Raw genomic sequence first — 17,825 nt, forward strand, 5'->3', positions numbered from 1 at the left:
GGTGGGCTTATTCTTCCCAGTCGTCAGGATCTTTGCGATAACTGTTGGGGTCTTGCTCATCAAGCGCTTTTTCTCCGGGGATGCGGTGATCTTCCGCCGCCCAAGCGCCCAGGTCGATCATGCGACAACGCTCACTACAAAAAGGGCGGTTGGGGTTGTCTGTCGTCCAAGCAATGGATTGACGGCAGGTGGGACAGGCCACCAGTCGGGTGGTTGTGGCTTCAGGCATGGGGTGCTCCACAGGTGAGAGGGTCTACAGGCGGTTTGTCTAAGCTGATCGGGCCTGCAAGTAGTGTTGATGAAGTTGTTCAACCTGTGCTTCAAGTTGATTTAAATTCCCTTGATTATCAATGACATCATCTGCTTTGGCCAGTCGTGTGGCGCGATCGCACTGGGAGGCCATAATACGATCGACTTGGGCCTGGGTGTTGCCATCTCGTTGTATGGTGCGCGACCGTTGGAGCGCCTCGGGGACATCAACGACGATAATGCGGTCGACCAGTTTATCCTGACCCGACTCAATGAGTAAGGGGGAGGCTAATAAAGTGTAAGCGGAGCGACTGTCTTGCAGGGCTTGCAAAATTGCTTCCCGGACTCGAGGGTGCGTTTGCGACTCAAGCCATTGTCGTGCTTCGGGATCATTAAAGACACGTTGTCTTAACGCCGCACGATCAATGACCCCTGCCGCCGCTGCAATACTTTGGCCAAAGTGTGCAATCACGTGTTGGCTCAAGGGCGTACCGGGGGCTAATAGACCTCGAGCGATGACATCGGCATCGACCACGGTAATGCCGCGCGCAGCAAATGCATCGCTCGCAGCGGTTTTACCACTGCCAATGCCGCCGGTGAGGCCTACAATCATGCGCTTTCCCCTTGTTTTATCGCCCTATGAGTCATCGCTCTATTAGTCATCGCCCTATGAATCATCCCCATATGAGTCATGGCGCTATTGATATTGATCGCCGTTCAATCGGTTGTACCGATGGAGTTTCCTAGTCTTACGACCACAATGGCGACGTTCAATAGCCCACCGTGCGCATTAAAAACGAATTGGCGGCAGATTAAAATAGCGTGCCTAGCTGAAAGAGTGGCATATAGATCGCGAGTATCATTGTCCCCACTAGGATCGCCAATAAGACCAGGGTGATCGGTTCCAATAGCGTGAGCCATTGCTGGACGCGATGATTCAGGGCGCTTTCATAATCCTCTGCGGCTTTATTGAGCATTTTGGGCAGGGTGCCAGTTTGTTCCCCCATTTGAATCATATCCAGCATTAAAGGAGGCAGAATGCCTGCCTCTGACAGGCTGTGATGCAGCGATTGTCCGGCTTGGAGTGATTGTGTAATGAACGGCCACTGGCATCGCCAAAGCGGTTGATCAGCAATACCGATGGCGTTGTCCAAGGCCTTTAACAGCGGAAGTCCTGAGTCGAGCAAGATGGCCAAAGTATGGGCGAAGCGTACCCATGCGGCTTGTTGTCGTAATGAGTGAATCAACGGCCAAGGGCGGCGACGACCGAGATAACCCCCGCCCGCGATGATCAGCACGAGGTATCCTCCCCATTCTCTGACCCAGTGGGCACACTGGAATAAGGTCTCCGTTAATGGGGGGAGTGGTGCTTCTAGCTGCATAAACAGTTGCTCAAAGCGCGGCATCAGCCCCAGCAGCAATCCCAGCATCACAAGAGCACCGACGCTGATGATACATAAAGGATAAAGCAGTGCCTGTTGCAGCCTTTGGCGAAGCTGCTGTTGTTTGGCTTGGTGCTGTGATATCCGTGTGAGCATCAAAGGCAGTTGTCCGGAGGCTTCTCCTGCATTGATCAATGCTTGGTAAAGCCCGCCGAAGTATAAGGAGAAAGGCGTCAATGCTTGGCTGAGGGTGTGACCTTGTTGAACCTCGCCTAGGACTTGACTGAGCAATTGGCGTAAAGGCGGTTGGGTTTGGCGTTGAATCGTGATTTCCAGGGCCTGGCCCAGCGGTAAACCCGCCTGAAGCAAGGTGCCTAAGTGGCGTGTTGTCCAGTGTAAGGTGGCGGGTTTGATCCGTGATCGCCATGGCGGCTCGCGGTAAACTGTTTTGGGTTGTAACCCTTGCGCCTGCAAGTATTGTTTAACGTGTGTGGCACTCTGGGCCCAATAGTGACCTCGGCAAGCGGCTCCATGATTGAAGTGGGCTTGCCAATAAAATAGGCGAGTGTTTGGGCTTGTCGTTGTCGTCGATGTGATGTTCATCAGACTGGCACCACTCGATCGATTTCCGCTAGGCTGGTCAACCCTGCTATGACCTGTTGCAACCCTTGATAGCGTAAAGGCTTCGTCTCGTGTTCGTTCAGTTGAGCCTCCAGTGCCGCCGGGGATGCATCATTGAGGATTAAGGCCCGCAGTTCGGGTGTCATGGGGGCAAGATGATAAAGCCCTAAGCGCCCCTGATAGCCGCCATAGCATTGCGGGCATCCCTGAGCTTTGTAAATGATCTTGGGAGGGGCTTGCTCCGGCAGATATTCACGCCATTGGGGCGTCGGCGTTACCGGTTGGCGGCAGGCCTGACACAGGCGTCGTACCAGCCGTTGTGCCATCAGCAGCTGTAAGCTACTGGCCAGCTGTTCCCCCTCAAGGTGCCAATGCCTGAGTCTTAATAAGGTTTCGGCAATGGCACCTGTGTGCAACGTTGAGAGTACCAGGTGTCCGGTTTGGGCGGCGCGAATCGCCATTTCTGCCGTTTCCTGGTCACGCATTTCGCCAATCATGATGACATCGGGATCTTGTCGTAAGAAAGCGCGTAGGGCTTGGGCAAAGGTAAAGCCAATTTGAGGCTGAAGGCTGACTTGGCTCACCCCGGTGAGATGCACTTCAATGGGGTCTTCAGCGGTGACTAGGTGGCGCTCTGGCTGATTCAGGTATTGTAAGGCGCTATATAGCGTTGTGCTTTTACCGCTTCCTGTGGGGCCTGTGACCAGGATGAGGCCTTGCGGTTGATCTAGCGCCTGCTTGAGTTGTGTATATTGCGTCGAGGTCATGCCCAGCTGAGAGAGAGCATCCTGATGTAAGGCCAGATGGTTTGCGGTTGTGCCCAGTAGCCTGAGAACCAGATGTTCCCCCCAGGGCGTCGGCAATGTACTGATGCGCATGTCAGTTGCGGCATGATGATCTTTGAAATGCATTTGACCATCTTGCGGACGTCGAGTCTCGGCGATATCCAACTGGGCCATGATCTTGATCCGGTTAATCCATCGCGTCAGCGTGTCTCGATCCAGCATCTGCCATTCGTGGAGTTGTCCATCGATACGTAAGCGAACCCGGCAGTGGTTTTGATAGGGCTCCAAATGAATGTCTGAAGCCTGATGCCAGCAGGCTTCGGCCAATAAATGGTTGAGTTCTGCCTCTGGCGCTATCGGTTGCTGAGTTGTTCGATCTTGTCGCGGGGCTATCGAATCGATGGTCGCGCTGCTGTTGACATGTAATTTTAACGTGGCCTCAAGGCGTGAGGCGGGCACCATGACGGGTCGAATATCGACGCCAAGTTGGAAACGCAATGACTCCAGGATGGCCAGTTGGTGGGTCGATTTGATGCCAATCGTCAATTGTTCCGCTGTTCGCTGCAGTGGCACCACATGATGCTGAAGTGCCCAGCCCGCCGGTAAGTCAGTAATATCCGGTAAATGAGGGGGTAAGGTGTCTAGTGCGTCATAAGGCAGGGCATAGGCTTTGGCGGCGGCTTGTGCCAATTGCTGCTCATTTAATGGGGTATGTCGTTGTAACCAGTCCATTAGTGGCACACGTTGCTGGTGCGCCTGTTGAACCGCTTGTTGGCAGTCTTCTAATGAAAGCTGACCAGACTGCCATAGCTGATGGGCCAAAGGGGCTTGAGCTAAGGGTGAGCCGGTATGGGATTGGTGTTCTAGGGTGATCGCTGCGGGTAAATAACTCATCGCAAAGCATCCTTTCTTTGAGATGAATGAAGTCGGTGGCTCGCGATGACTGATCACGATGCCTCGTTGTCTTGGTATATGAATCGTTTTGGTGTGTGAATCGTCTTGCTGTATGAATAACATGAATTATGAGGGAGATAAGTATCCATTAAGCATTGATTTAAGTGTTTTAAGTAAATGAACAATCGTCATTTTTTGAGTTTCTTAATGAGTTTATTCAATCTGTTTTTATTGCAATGACATGCATTGTGTTTCAAATGATGCAGTGGCATTAGTGAGGCTTTCGGACCGTTAATCAGGGAGGATGACATGCCGAAAGCCAAAGGATTTACATTGATTGAACTCATGGTGGTGATGGTCATTATTGGCGTATTAGCCTCAATCGCCATGCCGCAATATCAGGATTATATTGGTCGAGCGCAAGCGGCTGAAGCCATTACGGCAACGGCCGGACTACGTGCTGAACTGGCGCTTTATCATGCCGAAAACGGCAGCTTTCAGGGATATGCAGATCAAGCGGGTGTGTTAGCGCCTCAGGCGGCTTTATTACAGGGGCAATATATTGCGGCAGGTGGGGTCACGCTATTAGGTGATCAAACCGGTGGATTTCAAATCATGTTCAATCGTGGTGTTCATCAAGGGCTCGGTTTAATTATGCAGCCTTTAATTAATGGGCAATTAGCCAGTGGCCAGCAAGTGGGGCAATTATCGGGTTGGCGATGCCAGGGGCAAGGTTTGGCACCGCGTTTTTTACCGTCAGCGTGTCAGCAGCCTTAACGCCGTTGTTAAATGTGGTGCGCAATGACCTTTTGGACGAGGGACACAGCGGCTTCTCTATGCCATGCTAAGACTTCAATATTGCGGTGCAGTGCATCACGAATAGGGTCATGACGAGGTCAGGAGGCATTATGGATGATTTTGATGCATCTTTGCGTGAGCAGGTACGTGTTTTAGGTGATCGCTTGGGGAATATTATGCAAGCGGATCTGGGCGCGCCTTTTTTGCAAACCATTGAACGTATTCGCACCCTGGCGAAGGAGGTTCGTCAGGGCAAGGCTGATGCGAGCGCCTTGCACGATGAACTCAATGCCGTGCCGGATCATGAGCTGTTACCTGTTGCGCGGGCGTTTAATCAGTTTTTGAATTTGACCAATAGTGCTGAGCAGCATTTTCGCGCTCGTAAACGCATGGTGGAAGATTATCGTCAGGGCCAGCAGCCTGGGTTTTCGCGTCTTTTGACAGAGTTAAGTGCCCGTTCGGTTGATATTGAGACGGTGTGGAGAACGCTCTGTGAGCAACAGGTCGAACTGGTGTTGACCGCTCATCCCACCGAGGTCACTCGACGGACTTTAATCCAGAAATACGACAATATTGACAGCATGTTGGGTGTGCTGGATGGCTGTGAAGGCCCGCAGCAAAAAGGGCAAGCGGTTCGACGGCTGGAAGAATTGATTGCTCAGGCTTGGCACACGAACGAAATTCGCCAACAACGACCGACCCCCATTGATGAGGCGAAATGGGGGTTTACCGTGATTGAGAACTCGTTGTGGCAAGCGGTACCGGCGTTTTATCGTCAGCTGGATGAACAGCTGGTCGCCGCCGGGGCTCGCCCATTGCCTTTGGATGTGGCCCCGATTCAATTTGCCAGTTGGATGGGCGGGGATCGCGATGGTAATCCACGAGTGACTGCCAAAATTACCCAGCAGGTGCTGTGGTTGGGGCGCTGGGTGGCGGCAGATTTATTGCATCAAGATATTGATAGGCTCAAATCTGAGCTTTCCATGAATCATGCGAGTGAAGCCTTGCGCGAACGCGTCGGGCCTGGGCAAGAGCCTTATCGCATGCTTTTAGGCGAAGTGCGTGATCGTCTGCGAGAAACCTTGTCCACCCTAAAAGCGCGTATCGAAGGGCGTACCTCAGACAGTGCGACGGATCGCTTTATCGACAGTGTCGGTCAGGATGATCATGTGCCGTTAGTGTCGACACAGGAGCTGCGTGAAGCTTTGATGCTGTGTTATGACTCCTTGTCAGAGTGCGGCATGCAAGTCATTGCGGATGGCCATCTGCGTGATACGTTACGGCGTTTGAGTGTGTTTGGTACCAGCCTGGTCCGTTTGGATATTCGCCAAGAGGCACCACGCCATGCGCAGGTGCTCTCTGAAGTGACCCGCTATCTGGGTATCGGTGATTATAACGAGTGGGATGAAGCGGCTCGTCAGGCTTTTCTGCTCCGGGAGTTAAGTAATCCGCGCCCGTTACTGCCGCATCACTGGCCTTGCTCGGAAGAGACTCGTGAGGTCTTGGATACTTGCTACGTGATCGCAGAGGAAGAGGCTAACGCCTTAGGCGCTTACGTGATCTCGATGGCGGGGCAGTCGTCAGATGTCTTGGCGGTGGCCTTATTGCTGAAGTCTTGTGGCTTGGAACGGTCGATGCGGATTGTGCCACTGTTTGAGACATTGGATGATCTTGAGCGGGCGCCGCAAGTGATCGAGTCGTTGTTATCGGTGCCTTGGTACCGGGGATGGTGTCGTGGACGCCAAGAAGTGATGATCGGTTACTCCGATTCCTCCAAAGATGCCGGTCAGCTCGCTGCGGCCTGGGCGCAATATCGTGCTCAAGAGGCCTTGGCGCAAGTGTGTCGTGAGCAGGAAATCCACCTGACATTGTTTCATGGCCGTGGCGGAACGGTGGGCCGTGGTGGTGGGCCGACGCATGCGGCGATTTTGGCACAGCCCCCAGGCTCAGTCAGTGGGCGCATTCGGGTGACTGAACAAGGCGAGATGATTCGCTTTAAATTCGGGCTTCCGGCACTGGCGGAACGGGCTTTAGAGGTTTATACCGCCGCAGTGCTGGAAGCGACCTTGATTCCACCACCGACCCCCAAACCTGAGTGGCGGGCGTTGATGGATCAATTGGCGGATACGGGGTTGAACAGTTATCGACAGCTAGTGCGTGAGACGCCTGACTTTGTCCGTTACTTCCGTCAGCAAACCCCTGAACAAGAGCTCAGCAAGCTGCCATTGGGCAGTCGCCCAGCGAAGCGTCGAGCGGATGGCGGAGTTGAGAGCTTGCGTGCGATTCCCTGGATTTTTGCCTGGACACAAGTGCGCTTGATGTTGCCTGCGTGGTTAGGCAGTGATGAAGCGCTCGCGGAAGCGGCGGAAAAAGGCCAGTTGCCTGTACTGCGCACCATGATGAGTGATTGGCCTTTCTTCGCGTCTTACATGAATATGCTAGAGATGGTGTTGACCAAAGCGGATTTACGCACAGCTGAGGCCTATGAACAGCGATTAGTTGACTCCAACTTACAGCATTTAGGTGCTCAGTTGCGTCAGCGCTTGAATGGGCTGATTGAGTTAGTGCCGACGATTCGTGAGCAGCCTCTGTTGGCGGATATGCCATTAACTCGTCAAGCCATTAAGGTGCGCAACCCTTACCTGGACCCATTACACCATTTACAAGTCGAACTGTTGGCTCGAGCACGTCAGCCGCATGACGAGGCGGATGATAGCGCACTAGAGCGGGCTTTGATGGTCACCATGGCCGGTATCGCGGCAGGGCTGCGTAATACGGGGTGATGAGCTAGGCCATGCGTTTGATGTTGATCGGTCATGCCTTCCCTTGGGATGGAGCAGTAAAGAGTTACTGCTTCCCGGGTCGCTTCTGATATCCTGTATGTCAGCGCGTAAGACCGATGGTTTTGAGGAGGTCTGTATGGCGGAAAATACCGCTTGGATATTATTGGCTGTGGCGTTAGTGATTGTCGCAATCCTGGGTGGATATGCGTTGATATTACGCCGACGTTTAGCCAAAAGACGAGTCGCCATGGCGGCTCAATGGGCTGATGAAGCGCAGCGGGCACAACATAACTTGTTGGAAAATTTGCAGGTGATTGCCCAGTGTATGCTGGATGATCAAATGAACCTGACTGAAGGCTGTTTGCGTGCGCGATTGCTGCTGGACCTGTTAGAAGAAGGACGTTATGTCTTTCAGGAAGAGTTTGTGGTGTTTGATACGGTGCATCAACGTGCCCGGCATTTGGATACCCATGAAGCCCGTGAAGCGCTTTCCAAAAAAGAGCGCCGCCAGCAAGATGCAGAGCGTCGTGCAATTGAGGAGCAGCATGAATCCTCTATTCGTGAAGGTGCGCGTTCGTTGTTTAATTTTTGCGTGAAAAAAAGGGCTCAGCAGACACCTGATGAGGCTTTGTTTCATGATGCAACCCAACCGGTGAAGTGATTATGGCGTTTCCAATTAACTCCATGTTAAAGCAATTACGGGATGACCGACGCACCAGTAAACCGCTGAAGCCTCGATCTGGCGCAGCGGTGGGTAAGGTCTCTTTCAATGATCACTTCACCCAACAAACTCAGGTATCGGATCGACAGGCTTATCGAGCTGAGCTGGATCACTTGCGGAGCTTGCTGGATGAAGCCGGTGAAGATCTGGAGCGTAATCCCACGGTCGGTAATTTTGAAGTTTTCCGAACCTTGATGGGATCTTTGATTAGCCGGGTGCTGGAAGGTGGGTTTCAGGTTGAAAATGTGGGGCCTGGCTGGCATCCCGCTGATCGTCATCAGATTATTCGTAAGATTGATGCTGAAGCTGAAGCTCTGCTCGAAATGGTATTAGAGGAGCATAAAGACCGAACTCAGCTGCATAAACGGATCTCCACCCTGAAAGGGTTGGTGATCGACATGATGTCATGAGGATGTGATGACTGCTTTAACGGCTTGTATTCCCGCGGTGATGACTCGGCGACATGCGACAGAGGCGGATCTACCGCGCATTGTTGAGATTTATAATGCGGCCATTCCGGGTCGTTTAGCTACGGCTGATACGGCGCCGGTCACGCTGGCAGATCGTTTGCCTTGGTTTGAACGACATCAGCCCGATCGACGCCCGCTGTGGGTGTTGGAATCTGATCAGCCCACATCGACTGAAGGTGCATCTTCGATCGTCGGGTGGCTGAGCTTTGAGGATTTTTATGGTCGGCCAGCCTATAGCATTACTTCTGAGCTCAGTATTTATGTGGCGCCTGAAGCTCAGGGTCAAGGGGTTGGGCGGCGGTTATTGGAAGCGGCGCTAGCCGAAGCGCCAGGGTTGGGGCTGGAAAAATTGGTGGCTTATATCTTCAGCCATAATCATCCCAGCTTGTCGTTGTTTCGCCGTTACGGCTTTGAGACTTGGGGCTCATTGCCGGAAGTGGCTGTGCTCGATGATCAGTCTGTAGGGTTGAGTATTTTGGGGCTGACGTTACCAGCGGTATCCACTGATGACGATTCGAGACCATGACATATAAGTGTTGCAGGATAGGTGCTGAAATATAAGTGCTGAAATGAAAACACTGAGATCAGCTGAACCCCGATCAGGCGCCAATGGACTGAGCGCCTGATTCCCTCATTTCCACACATGCCTTCAAGCGACTGCTTTTGCGTTTTTGATTACCTTGATGGCATATTACATCGCACCCTAGTGATTTCGACGATAGCCTAAGTGCATTTGGTTATTTCCGATTATCCGTTGGGCTGTTTAGGCTAACGCGTTTGATATGCCGTCTGATCTGAAAGAGCCTCACATGTCATCTGAATACGATAATCTACAGTTTCCCACCGTGGCTGATATCATCGGCCAAACCCCCTTGGTACGCTTACAGCGCCTTCAGGCCGGGCGTAACAACACGATTTTAGCCAAGTTAGAAGGCCACAACCCCGCAGGCTCGGTAAAAGATCGACCCGCTTTATCTATGATTCAACACGCTCAGGCTCGTGGGGATATCTCACCGGGCGATACGTTAATTGAAGCCACTTCAGGCAATACGGGTATTGCCTTGGCCATGGCTGCAGGTGTGATGGGGTATCAGATGATTCTGATCATGCCTGAAAACAGTTCTGAAGAACGTAAGCAAGCGATGGCGGCCTATGGCGCTGAGTTGATTTTAACCGAGGGGATGGAAAGTGCGCGTGACCTCGCGCTAAAGCTGGAGTCCGAGGGGCGCGGCAAAGTACTGAATCAATTTGGTAATGTCGATAACCCCCAGGCCCACTATGAGACGACAGGACCGGAGATCTGGCAGCAGACGCATGGGACAATTACTCATTTTGTCAGTGCCATGGGAACCACGGGCACTATTATGGGGGTCTCACGTTATCTAAAAGAGCAGAATCCCCAAGTGCAGGTTGTCGGTTTACAGCCTTCTGAAGGCGCCAGTATTCCAGGCATTCGGCGCTGGCCTGAAGCCTATTTACCGACCATTTTTGAACCGCAACGTGTTGATCAGGTCGTGGATATTCAGCAGCATGAAGCCGAGCAAATGACGCGACGTTTGGCTCGAGAGGAAGGCATTATGGCCGGGATCTCTTCTGGTGGGGCGATTGCAGGCGCATTGCGTTTGGCTGAAACACTGGAAAATGCAGTGATTGTCGCCATTATTTGTGATCGTGGTGATCGTTATCTGTCGACCGGTATTTTTGCCCATTAGGGGCGCGCTTGAGGTGTGATGATTGCCCTCAAGGCGGTGAAACGATGTGAGTCATTGATTTTATGATGAACTCGGATAATACATGCGATGATGCTGGCTAAACACTATCATCCATGTGGGTATACATTAGAGTGGATAGGCATAATAACCGTACGCTAGAACGAGTACGATATAACAACATGAATATAAGTCGCGGGTGACTGCGGCCGCCAAGGCAAAGGTGTGCAATGGTTAAGGTTCGAGATGATCAGCCGGTACGGGCTGATGGTAGCGTTGATATTCCCGGTTGGTTGGATCATCTGAAATCAGAGGTGGCACTGGCTCATCCCGACTGTATTGAAGCGGCTTGTGAGTTTGCTGCTGAGTTGGAGCGTGAAGCGGAATCCGCCAATCGTCAGTGGTATGAAGGTGCGAGCAGCTTTCGTACTGGGTTGGAAATGGCCGATATCTTGGCTGAACTCCGCATGGATGAGGACACGCTGGTGGCAGCGATTCTTTATCGTGCTGTGCGTGAAGAGCAAGTCTCGTTAGCGACCATTGGTGAGCGTTTTGGTGATGTGATTGCCCAATTGATTGATGGCGTTCAGCAAATGGCGACCATCAGTCAAATTCAGCCGGTGGGTGATGGTCCCGCGCTCGGGCAGCCTCAAGGTCAGCTTGAACAGCTCCGTAAGATGATTGTGACGTTGGTCGATGATGTGCGAGTGGCATTGATCAAGTTGGCCGAGCGTACCTGTGCGATTCGTCAGGTTAAAACAGCACCACGAGAGAAACGCTTGCGGGTGGCCCGTGAAGTGGCTGAGATTTATGCGCCACTGGCCCATCGTCTTGGGGTGGGGTATATCAAGTGGGAGCTGGAAGATCTGTCTTTCCGCTACCTTGAGGAAGACAGTTATAAATATATTGCCAAGCTGTTGGCAGAAAAACGTAAAGATCGTGATGAGTATATTGCCCGTGTCTTGAACCTGTTGCAGGAATCGATTGAAGCCCATGGGATTCAAGGGGCTGAAATGAGTGGCCGGGCTAAGCATATTTATTCGATCTGGCGCAAGATGAAGCGTAAGCGGATCGACTTTTCTCAGGTTTACGATGTTCGAGCGGTGCGCGTGCTGGTGCCCGAGGTGCGCGATTGTTATGCCGTATTGGGCGTTGTGCACGCCATGTTCCGCCATATTCCCAACGAATTTGATGATTACATTGCGACCCCAAAGGAGAACGGCTATCGCTCCTTGCATACGGCGGTGATTGGTCCGGAAGGTAAGGTACTCGAAATACAGATTCGTACTTTTGCCATGCATGATGAGGCTGAGTTGGGCGTTTGTGCTCATTGGCTTTATAAAGGCACTGATTCGGATAAGAAAAGCCGGGCTTACGAAGAGAAAATTGCTTGGTTGCGTCAGGTCTTGGAATGGCATGAAGAAGTGGGCGATGCGGGCGGTTTACGCGAAGAGTTGCGTAATGACGTGGCGCCAGACCGAATCTATGTGTTTACCCCAGATGGTCATGTGGTGGATTTGCCTGAGATGGCCACGCCTGTCGATTTCGCTTATCGGGTGCACACGGAGGTCGGGCATCGCTGTCGTGGTGCAAAAATTAATGGGCGGATTGTGCCGCTGACCTATCAGCTGAAAACGGGCGAACAGGTTGAAATTCTGACGGCGAATGAAGGGGGGCCAAGCCGTGATTGGCTGAATCCTGCTTTAGGTTATGTGTTGACGTCTAAAGCACGGGCAAAAGTGCAGCACTGGTTTAAATTGCAGGCTCGTGATCAGAATATTGATGAGGGTCGCGCGCTAATCGAGAAAGAATTTAAACGCTTAGGGCTGGAAGGGTTGGATCAGGAAGCCTTGGCCAAAGCGCATAATTTGCAAACGGCTGAAGATATGTATGCCGCCCTTGGCGCTGGTGATTTAAGGCCTGGCCAAGTGCTGTCCATGGCCCAGCATCTGTTCGGTGAAACGGATGATCAGGAGCAGTTGGAACGGCTATTGGCACGGCCCAGTCGTCAACCCGCCGGTGGTGCCGATGATGTCACCATTTTGGGCGTTGGTAACTTGATGACGCAGATGGCCAAATGTTGTCAGCCGCTGCCAGGTGATGACATTGTCGGTTACATCACCGTGGGACGTGGGGTGACGATCCACCGCCAGGATTGTAATAACCTGCAAGCTTTGCGTTCGGAAGACCCTCATCGGTTAGTGAATGTGGAATGGGGACATCGCGAGGAACAGCTGTATCCGGTGGATGTTCGGATCAAGGCTTGGGATCGGACTGGGCTCTTGCGTGATATTACGTCACTGTTGGCGCATGAAAAGGCCAATGTCTTATCGGTGAATACCTTGACCGATCAGAAAGAAAATCTGGCCAATATCATTATTACGTTGGAAATTGCGGGCTTGGAAAAACTAGGCCGGTTGCTGGGGCTGTTGAACCAGTTACCTAATGTGGTGGATGTGCATCGCCTGCGTGAAAAGAATGTGAAACGTTGAGTTTAGGGCGTTGGTCATCGTGAATAAAAGTGAGTAATTCGATTAATGGCACAGACGCGTTATCACCTGGATGATCTCATCACTTTAATGGCCCGTCTGCGGGACCCTCAGGCGGGCTGTCCATGGGATTTAAAGCAAACCTGGGATAGCATCGTGCCTCATACGCTGGAAGAAGCGTATGAGGTGGCGGACTGTATTGAGCAAGCTGATTTTGAGCATCTGCGCTCTGAATTGGGGGACTTGTTGTTTCAGGTGGTCTATTACAGCCGGTTTGCTGAAGAAGAACAGCGTTTTGATTTACACGATGTGGTCGATGGCCTCACCCGCAAGATGATCCGCCGCCACCCTCATGTCTTTCCTGATGGAACTTTAAAGGGCCATGGTGATGAGTCTTTGAGTACTGATGCTGATGGCGCTTTGCATCGCGACGCTTTGAATAGCGATTCTTTGCGTGAAGGGCCTTCAGCGGTTGATGAAGCTCAAGTGAAATCACGTTGGGAGTCGATCAAGGCTGAGGAACGCGCATCTCAATCTGGAGCTGTTTCAGTCTTAGATGATGTGCCCCGTGCTTTACCGGCGATCACGCGTGCGATTAAGCTACAAAAGCGAGCAGCCAGTGTCGGCTTCGACTGGGATCAACCGCTCCAAGTGATGGATAAGCTGGAAGAAGAGCTGGCTGAAATTCGTGAGGCATTAAGCCAAGGCGATCAAGCGGCGGTGGCCGATGAAGTCGGCGATTTAATGTTTGCGGTGGCGAATCTCGCGCGCCATTTGAAGGTTGATCCTGAGCAGGCGCTCAGAGGCACCAACCATAAGTTTGAGCGACGTTTTCGGTTTATCGAACAAGCTTTTAAGGCCCAGGGACGGTCGTTAAGTGATGCTGATTTAGAAGCGATGGAGGCTCAATGGCAAGCAGCAAAAGCCCTGGAGTCGTCAACCTCTTCGTAATATGACCCGCCATGAGCACCATGCGTTTAGGCCCTGAACTTCCCTATGCCTCCTGAATAGGAGGAAATCTGTCGTGATGAGGAGTTTTCATGCAGATGCCATTGCGACGATGGATTTTTTTGCTCGGTTTTTTGCCGTTGGCCCTGGTATTTTCGCTGCTGGCCGCCATTGTGCTGCATGCCCATTTCAACAGCCTTGATCAACAACTACGCGAGCGTGGCGAGAATATCATGCGTCAGCTGACGGTCTCGCTGTCGTTGTATATGCGCCAAGATGACAATCAGAATGCGTTGCGTCGTTTATCTGAGCAGCTGTTAGAAATTCGTGATGTGCGATCTTTTGCTCTTTATGACAGTAATCGCATTAATTTACTGCACAGCGGGCCGAGTATGCTGCCCTTACAGCCGCCCTATCAAAAACGTTGGAGTGGGTCGGCTCAAGTGTTTGAAAATGGCGATACGTTACGCTTCATTCAACCGGTGAATGAGTTATTAGGACAACGTAATTCTGTCCGTCAGCGATTGGGCGATTCTGGCCAGGTGTTGGGTTGGGCTGAGCTGGAGCTTTCGCAAACGCCGATGATGCTGGAACGGTATCGACTCGGCTTGATGAGCGGTGGTGTGTTGCTATTGCTGGCCTTGCTGTGGTGGTTGACCGGTCATGTTTTAGCCAACCGGCTTTTACAGCCGTTGGAGGCGTTACATCGCGGTTTAAAGCAGTTGCGTGATGATGAACCGGTACAACCCGAGCCGCTTGAATCTCCAGGTGTGACCGAGTTTAAGCCCTTGAACCAGGTTTTGGTCGGGTTTGCTCAGTCACAGCAAGAGCACCTAGAGCAGCTGTATCAGTCCATTGAAGAAACCCGTGAAGATGCTCAGCATAGCCTTGAAACCATTGAGATCAAGAATATTGAGCTGGATCGTGCACGTAAGGAAGCTTTGCAAGCCAGCCGTATCAAGTCTGAGTTTTTGGCGAATATGAGTCATGAAATCCGGACGCCACTGAATGGCATTATCGGATTCTCCAACCTCCTCAGTCGAACCGCCTTGGATGCGCGTCAGCGTGAGTATCTAACTCATGTCCACAATGCTTCAGAAAGCATGCTGGGCATCATCAATGATATTTTGGATTTTTCGAAAATCGAAGCCGGCATGATGGTGCTAGAGCAGGAACCGGTAAATCTTCAGCAGCTGCTAGATGAAATGTTGACACTGTTCGGGCCTCAGGCTCATCGGCGGCATCTGGATTTGGTGGCGATGTTGTATGACGATGTGCCCCGCACCTTGATCGCAGACCCTCTGCGCTTAAAGCAAGTCCTCAGCAATTTGGTGAACAATGCCCTGAAGTTCACGGAGACGGGGGAAGTGGTGGTCCGGGTCATGCTTGATGACGCTTTGGACGCTGATGCGCCTCCAGAAGACTCGGACCAAGTGCGGTTACGTTTTTCAGTGACGGATACTGGGATTGGCTTGAATGAAGTGCAGAAGGAACAGCTGTTCAGAGCCTTCACTCAGGTTGAACCTCACTATAGTCGCCAGCAGGGTGGAACGGGGCTGGGACTGGCCATCTGTAAACAGCTCGTGCAGCGGATGGGGGGTCATATTGACCTCGACAGCTTACCGGGAGAAGGCTCTACTTTTTGGTTTACGGTGCAGTTGGAGATGCCGCCTGCTTCTCAGGTGTCGGTTGAGGCTCGTCCGCAATGGTCGGGGCGAGTGTTACTCATCGAGTCTCATCGCTTAACGGCTCAGTTGATTCGTCATCAATTGGAACAGTGTGGGTTGCAGGTTGTTGTCCATGATCATTTGACGACTCAGGCGCTGGCGCCCGAGTCGTCGTTGACCGATGCGTTAAAGGAAGCCTTGAATCTTGAGGGATCGGCTAATCACGCGGCTCCTTTTGAGGCGCTGGTGCTTGGGTTGAAGGAGGCTCAGGCCCGTAGCCCAGAGTATCAGTCGTTGATTATCCAAGCCCGTCAACAGTCGCTGCCGGTCATGGTATTACTCAATAGCAGTGATCCTGAGTTACATGCTGTTTTGCAACAGCAAGGCGTAATGTTATTGACGAAACCCGTTGCCGAACAGAGTCTGTTACGTGCTTTTGGTCAAATGCTAGATACTCCTCAATCCGCAGTACTCAGTGCGACGGAGGGTGAGCTGATTCAGACTGAGTGCGCTTCAGCACAGCCGCGGATTTTGGCGGTTGATGATACCCCATCCAATTTATTGTTAGTGACGACTCTGCTGGAGCAAATGGGGGTTGAGGTCTTACAGGCATGCGATGGCTTGGAAGCACTGGACGTCGTTAAGCAAGAGCACGTTGATCTCATCTTAATGGATGTTCAGATGCCGCGCATGGGGGGAGAGGAGGCGACTCGCCGTATTCGAGCATTAGGTCATCGTTATCGAACTCTGCCGATTATTGCACTGACCGCGCATGCGGTCACCCATGAACGGGATCAGTTGTTACAAAGCGGTATGAGTGATCATATTATTAAGCCGCTTGATGAAGACCAGTTGCGTGAACTTTTGGAGCGCTGGTTGGGCGCCAGCATGGTACGGCCGCTGGTGACCGATTCGATCCAGGAATCTGTAGAGTTGGATAATCAAACGCCTGTAGATATGGAGCTGGGGTTACGTTTGGCGGCGGGTAAGCCTGACTTAGCGCAGGATATGCTGGCCATGTTGCTGGCTTCGTTGGATGAGAGCGAGTCGGCGATTGATGCGGCTCATCAGCAAGCGGATAACGCGGCATTAAAGGCTGCTGTGCATAAGCTACACGGGGCAACCCGATATTGTGGCGTGCCTGATTTGGCGCAAGTGACTGAAGCGTTGGAGACGCAGCTGAAAGCGGGAGAACAGCAACTCGTTGAACGGACGCTGAAGCGGCTGAAGCATGAAATGGCGCGATTACGCCAGTGGCAGGCCGAACAAACGGAGGCTTGATGCTGTCGATTTTCGGGGGGCATGGTGTGTGCTCACAAGGTCGCGGAGAGCACCTATTGATTCGGCTTTGTGCTGTGGTGGTGATGGTGTTGGGCTCGCTCTGGGTCGGCATTGCGCCGGTGCGGGCTGAATGCTGTGCGGTGATTGATGATTCCGGTCGTTGGGTTCGGTTGTCGGAACCGGCGAAGAGAGTGGTGTCGTTAGCCCCTCATCTTACTGAATCACTTTACGCGATCGGTGCCGGTGATGTGATCGTGGGTCGGGATGCGGCCAGTGATTATCCTGAGTCTGCACTTTCTTTGCCGATCATGGGACGTTTGCCGCATTTAGATCGGGAAGCGGTGCTCGCACAACAGCCTGATTTACTGCTGGTTTGGCAGAGTGGGGCACCCGATGCGGCATTGGATTGGTTGCATCAATCCGGGATTCCGGTCTATCGGAGTGAGCCTCAGGATATTGAGATGATTGCTTCGACCTTGGAGCGGTTAGGGACCCTCACGGGTCATGAAGCCAAGGCTCATGGGTTGGCTGAGCAGCTCTCTCAGCGCTGGGAAATGCTGGGTGAGCGCTATGGGTCAAAGCGACCCTTGTCTGTGTTTGTGCAGGTCTGGGCGCAACCCCTCATTACGCTGGGGGGGGGTCAGGCCATGACACGGGCTTTAAATCAATGCGGTGGTGTGAACCTTTTTGCTGACCAATCCACGTTAGCACCTAGAGTCTCGCTGGAGTCGGTATTAGCGCGCGAGCCGGAGGTTATTTTAGGCAGTGCTGATCAGAGGGTGAGTTTGCAGAAATGGCGGCAGTGGCCTCAGCTGCCCGCGATTCGTTCGGGTAATCTTATGCTATTACCTAAAGACTTGCTCTCTCGGATGGGGCCGCGATTTATTGAAGGCGCTGGGCGGTTATGCCGCCAGCTGGATCAAGCCCGTCAGCGGCTTTTTTAGTAACCATTTTGCAAGTCGCGGTTTTTTTAATGCTGAATGATGAGTGACGAGTTTCTTCGTTCGATGGTCAAGTCAGAGGCCCGC

At 52.4% G+C, this 17,825-nt stretch carries 14 protein-coding genes; 10 read left to right on the forward strand and 4 right to left on the reverse strand.

Translation table 11 applies throughout. The features are described from left to right. Positions 1 to 7 precede the first annotated feature (7 nt). The 4 genes from yacG to BFW38_RS04175 form a co-directional block, all read right to left on the reverse strand. Entirely contained in the window at positions 8 to 229 is a 222-nt protein-coding gene (gene yacG / locus BFW38_RS04160; RefSeq protein WP_068997260.1) for a DNA gyrase inhibitor YacG, read from the reverse strand. A gap of 39 nt (positions 230 to 268) precedes the next feature. After that, positions 269 to 862 carry a dephospho-CoA kinase gene (coaE, locus tag BFW38_RS04165; protein ID WP_068997261.1) on the reverse strand — a complete coding sequence of 198 codons (594 nt, stop codon included), beginning with the start codon at positions 860 to 862 and terminating at the stop codon, positions 269 to 271. Positions 863 to 1,061: 199 nt separating this feature from the next. Further along, positions 1,062 to 2,234 (reverse strand): type II secretion system F family protein, encoded by a 1,173-nt coding sequence (locus BFW38_RS04170; RefSeq protein ID WP_068997262.1) that lies wholly within the window; start codon positions 2,232 to 2,234, stop codon positions 1,062 to 1,064. Beyond that, positions 2,234 to 3,931, reverse strand: a complete 1,698-nt coding sequence (locus BFW38_RS04175; protein ID WP_175400929.1) for a GspE/PulE family protein — start codon at positions 3,929 to 3,931, stop codon at positions 2,234 to 2,236. Before BFW38_RS04175 ends, BFW38_RS04170 begins: the two co-directional genes overlap by 1 nt. Positions 3,932 to 4,240: 309 nt before the next feature. Here BFW38_RS04175 and BFW38_RS04180 point away from each other — a divergent pair, with 309 nt between their 5' ends. From BFW38_RS04180 to BFW38_RS04225, 10 genes are all read left to right on the forward strand, one after another. Continuing rightward, entirely contained in the window at positions 4,241 to 4,708 is a 468-nt protein-coding gene (locus tag BFW38_RS04180) for a pilin (protein ID WP_068997263.1), read from the forward strand. Positions 4,709 to 4,839: 131 nt separating this feature from the next. Next, positions 4,840 to 7,512 carry a phosphoenolpyruvate carboxylase gene (gene ppc, locus BFW38_RS04185; protein ID WP_068997264.1) on the forward strand — a complete coding sequence of 891 codons (2,673 nt, stop codon included), beginning with the start codon at positions 4,840 to 4,842 and terminating at the stop codon, positions 7,510 to 7,512. A gap of 136 nt (positions 7,513 to 7,648) precedes the next feature. Next, positions 7,649 to 8,173 carry a DUF2489 domain-containing protein gene (locus BFW38_RS04190; RefSeq protein WP_175400930.1) on the forward strand — a complete coding sequence of 175 codons (525 nt, stop codon included), beginning with the start codon at positions 7,649 to 7,651 and terminating at the stop codon, positions 8,171 to 8,173. Between the two features lie 2 nt (positions 8,174 to 8,175). Beyond that, the gene (locus BFW38_RS04195) at positions 8,176 to 8,643 is read left to right on the forward strand and encodes a DUF327 family protein (protein WP_068997266.1); all 468 of its coding nucleotides are present in this window, start codon (positions 8,176 to 8,178) and stop codon (positions 8,641 to 8,643) included. Between the two features lie 7 nt (positions 8,644 to 8,650). Beyond that, positions 8,651 to 9,229 (forward strand): GNAT family N-acetyltransferase, encoded by a 579-nt coding sequence (locus BFW38_RS04200; protein ID WP_068997267.1) that lies wholly within the window; start codon positions 8,651 to 8,653, stop codon positions 9,227 to 9,229. 283 nt (positions 9,230 to 9,512) lie between these two features. Next, a complete protein-coding gene (gene cysM, locus BFW38_RS04205; protein ID WP_068997268.1) occupies positions 9,513 to 10,415 on the forward strand; it encodes a cysteine synthase CysM in 903 nt (300 codons plus the stop codon). Positions 10,416 to 10,642: 227 nt separating this feature from the next. Next, on the forward strand, positions 10,643 to 12,904 hold the full coding sequence (gene relA, locus BFW38_RS04210) for a GTP diphosphokinase (protein ID WP_068997269.1): 2,262 nt from the start codon (positions 10,643 to 10,645) through the stop codon (positions 12,902 to 12,904). A 45-nt stretch (positions 12,905 to 12,949) separates the two neighbouring features. Then, the gene (mazG, locus tag BFW38_RS04215) at positions 12,950 to 13,852 is read left to right on the forward strand and encodes a nucleoside triphosphate pyrophosphohydrolase (protein WP_068997270.1); all 903 of its coding nucleotides are present in this window, start codon (positions 12,950 to 12,952) and stop codon (positions 13,850 to 13,852) included. Between the two features lie 89 nt (positions 13,853 to 13,941). Beyond that, entirely contained in the window at positions 13,942 to 16,797 is a 2,856-nt protein-coding gene (locus BFW38_RS04220; protein WP_068997271.1) for a response regulator, read from the forward strand. Further along, positions 16,797 to 17,741 (forward strand): cobalamin-binding protein, encoded by a 945-nt coding sequence (locus BFW38_RS04225; protein ID WP_084004445.1) that lies wholly within the window; start codon positions 16,797 to 16,799, stop codon positions 17,739 to 17,741. The genes BFW38_RS04220 and BFW38_RS04225 overlap by 1 nt, the downstream gene beginning before the upstream one ends. Positions 17,742 to 17,825: the final 84 nt, after the last annotated feature.

Source organism: Terasakiispira papahanaumokuakeensis, assembly GCF_001709345.1.
In the GTDB taxonomy this organism is placed as follows: domain Bacteria; phylum Pseudomonadota; class Gammaproteobacteria; order Pseudomonadales; family Halomonadaceae; genus Terasakiispira; species Terasakiispira papahanaumokuakeensis.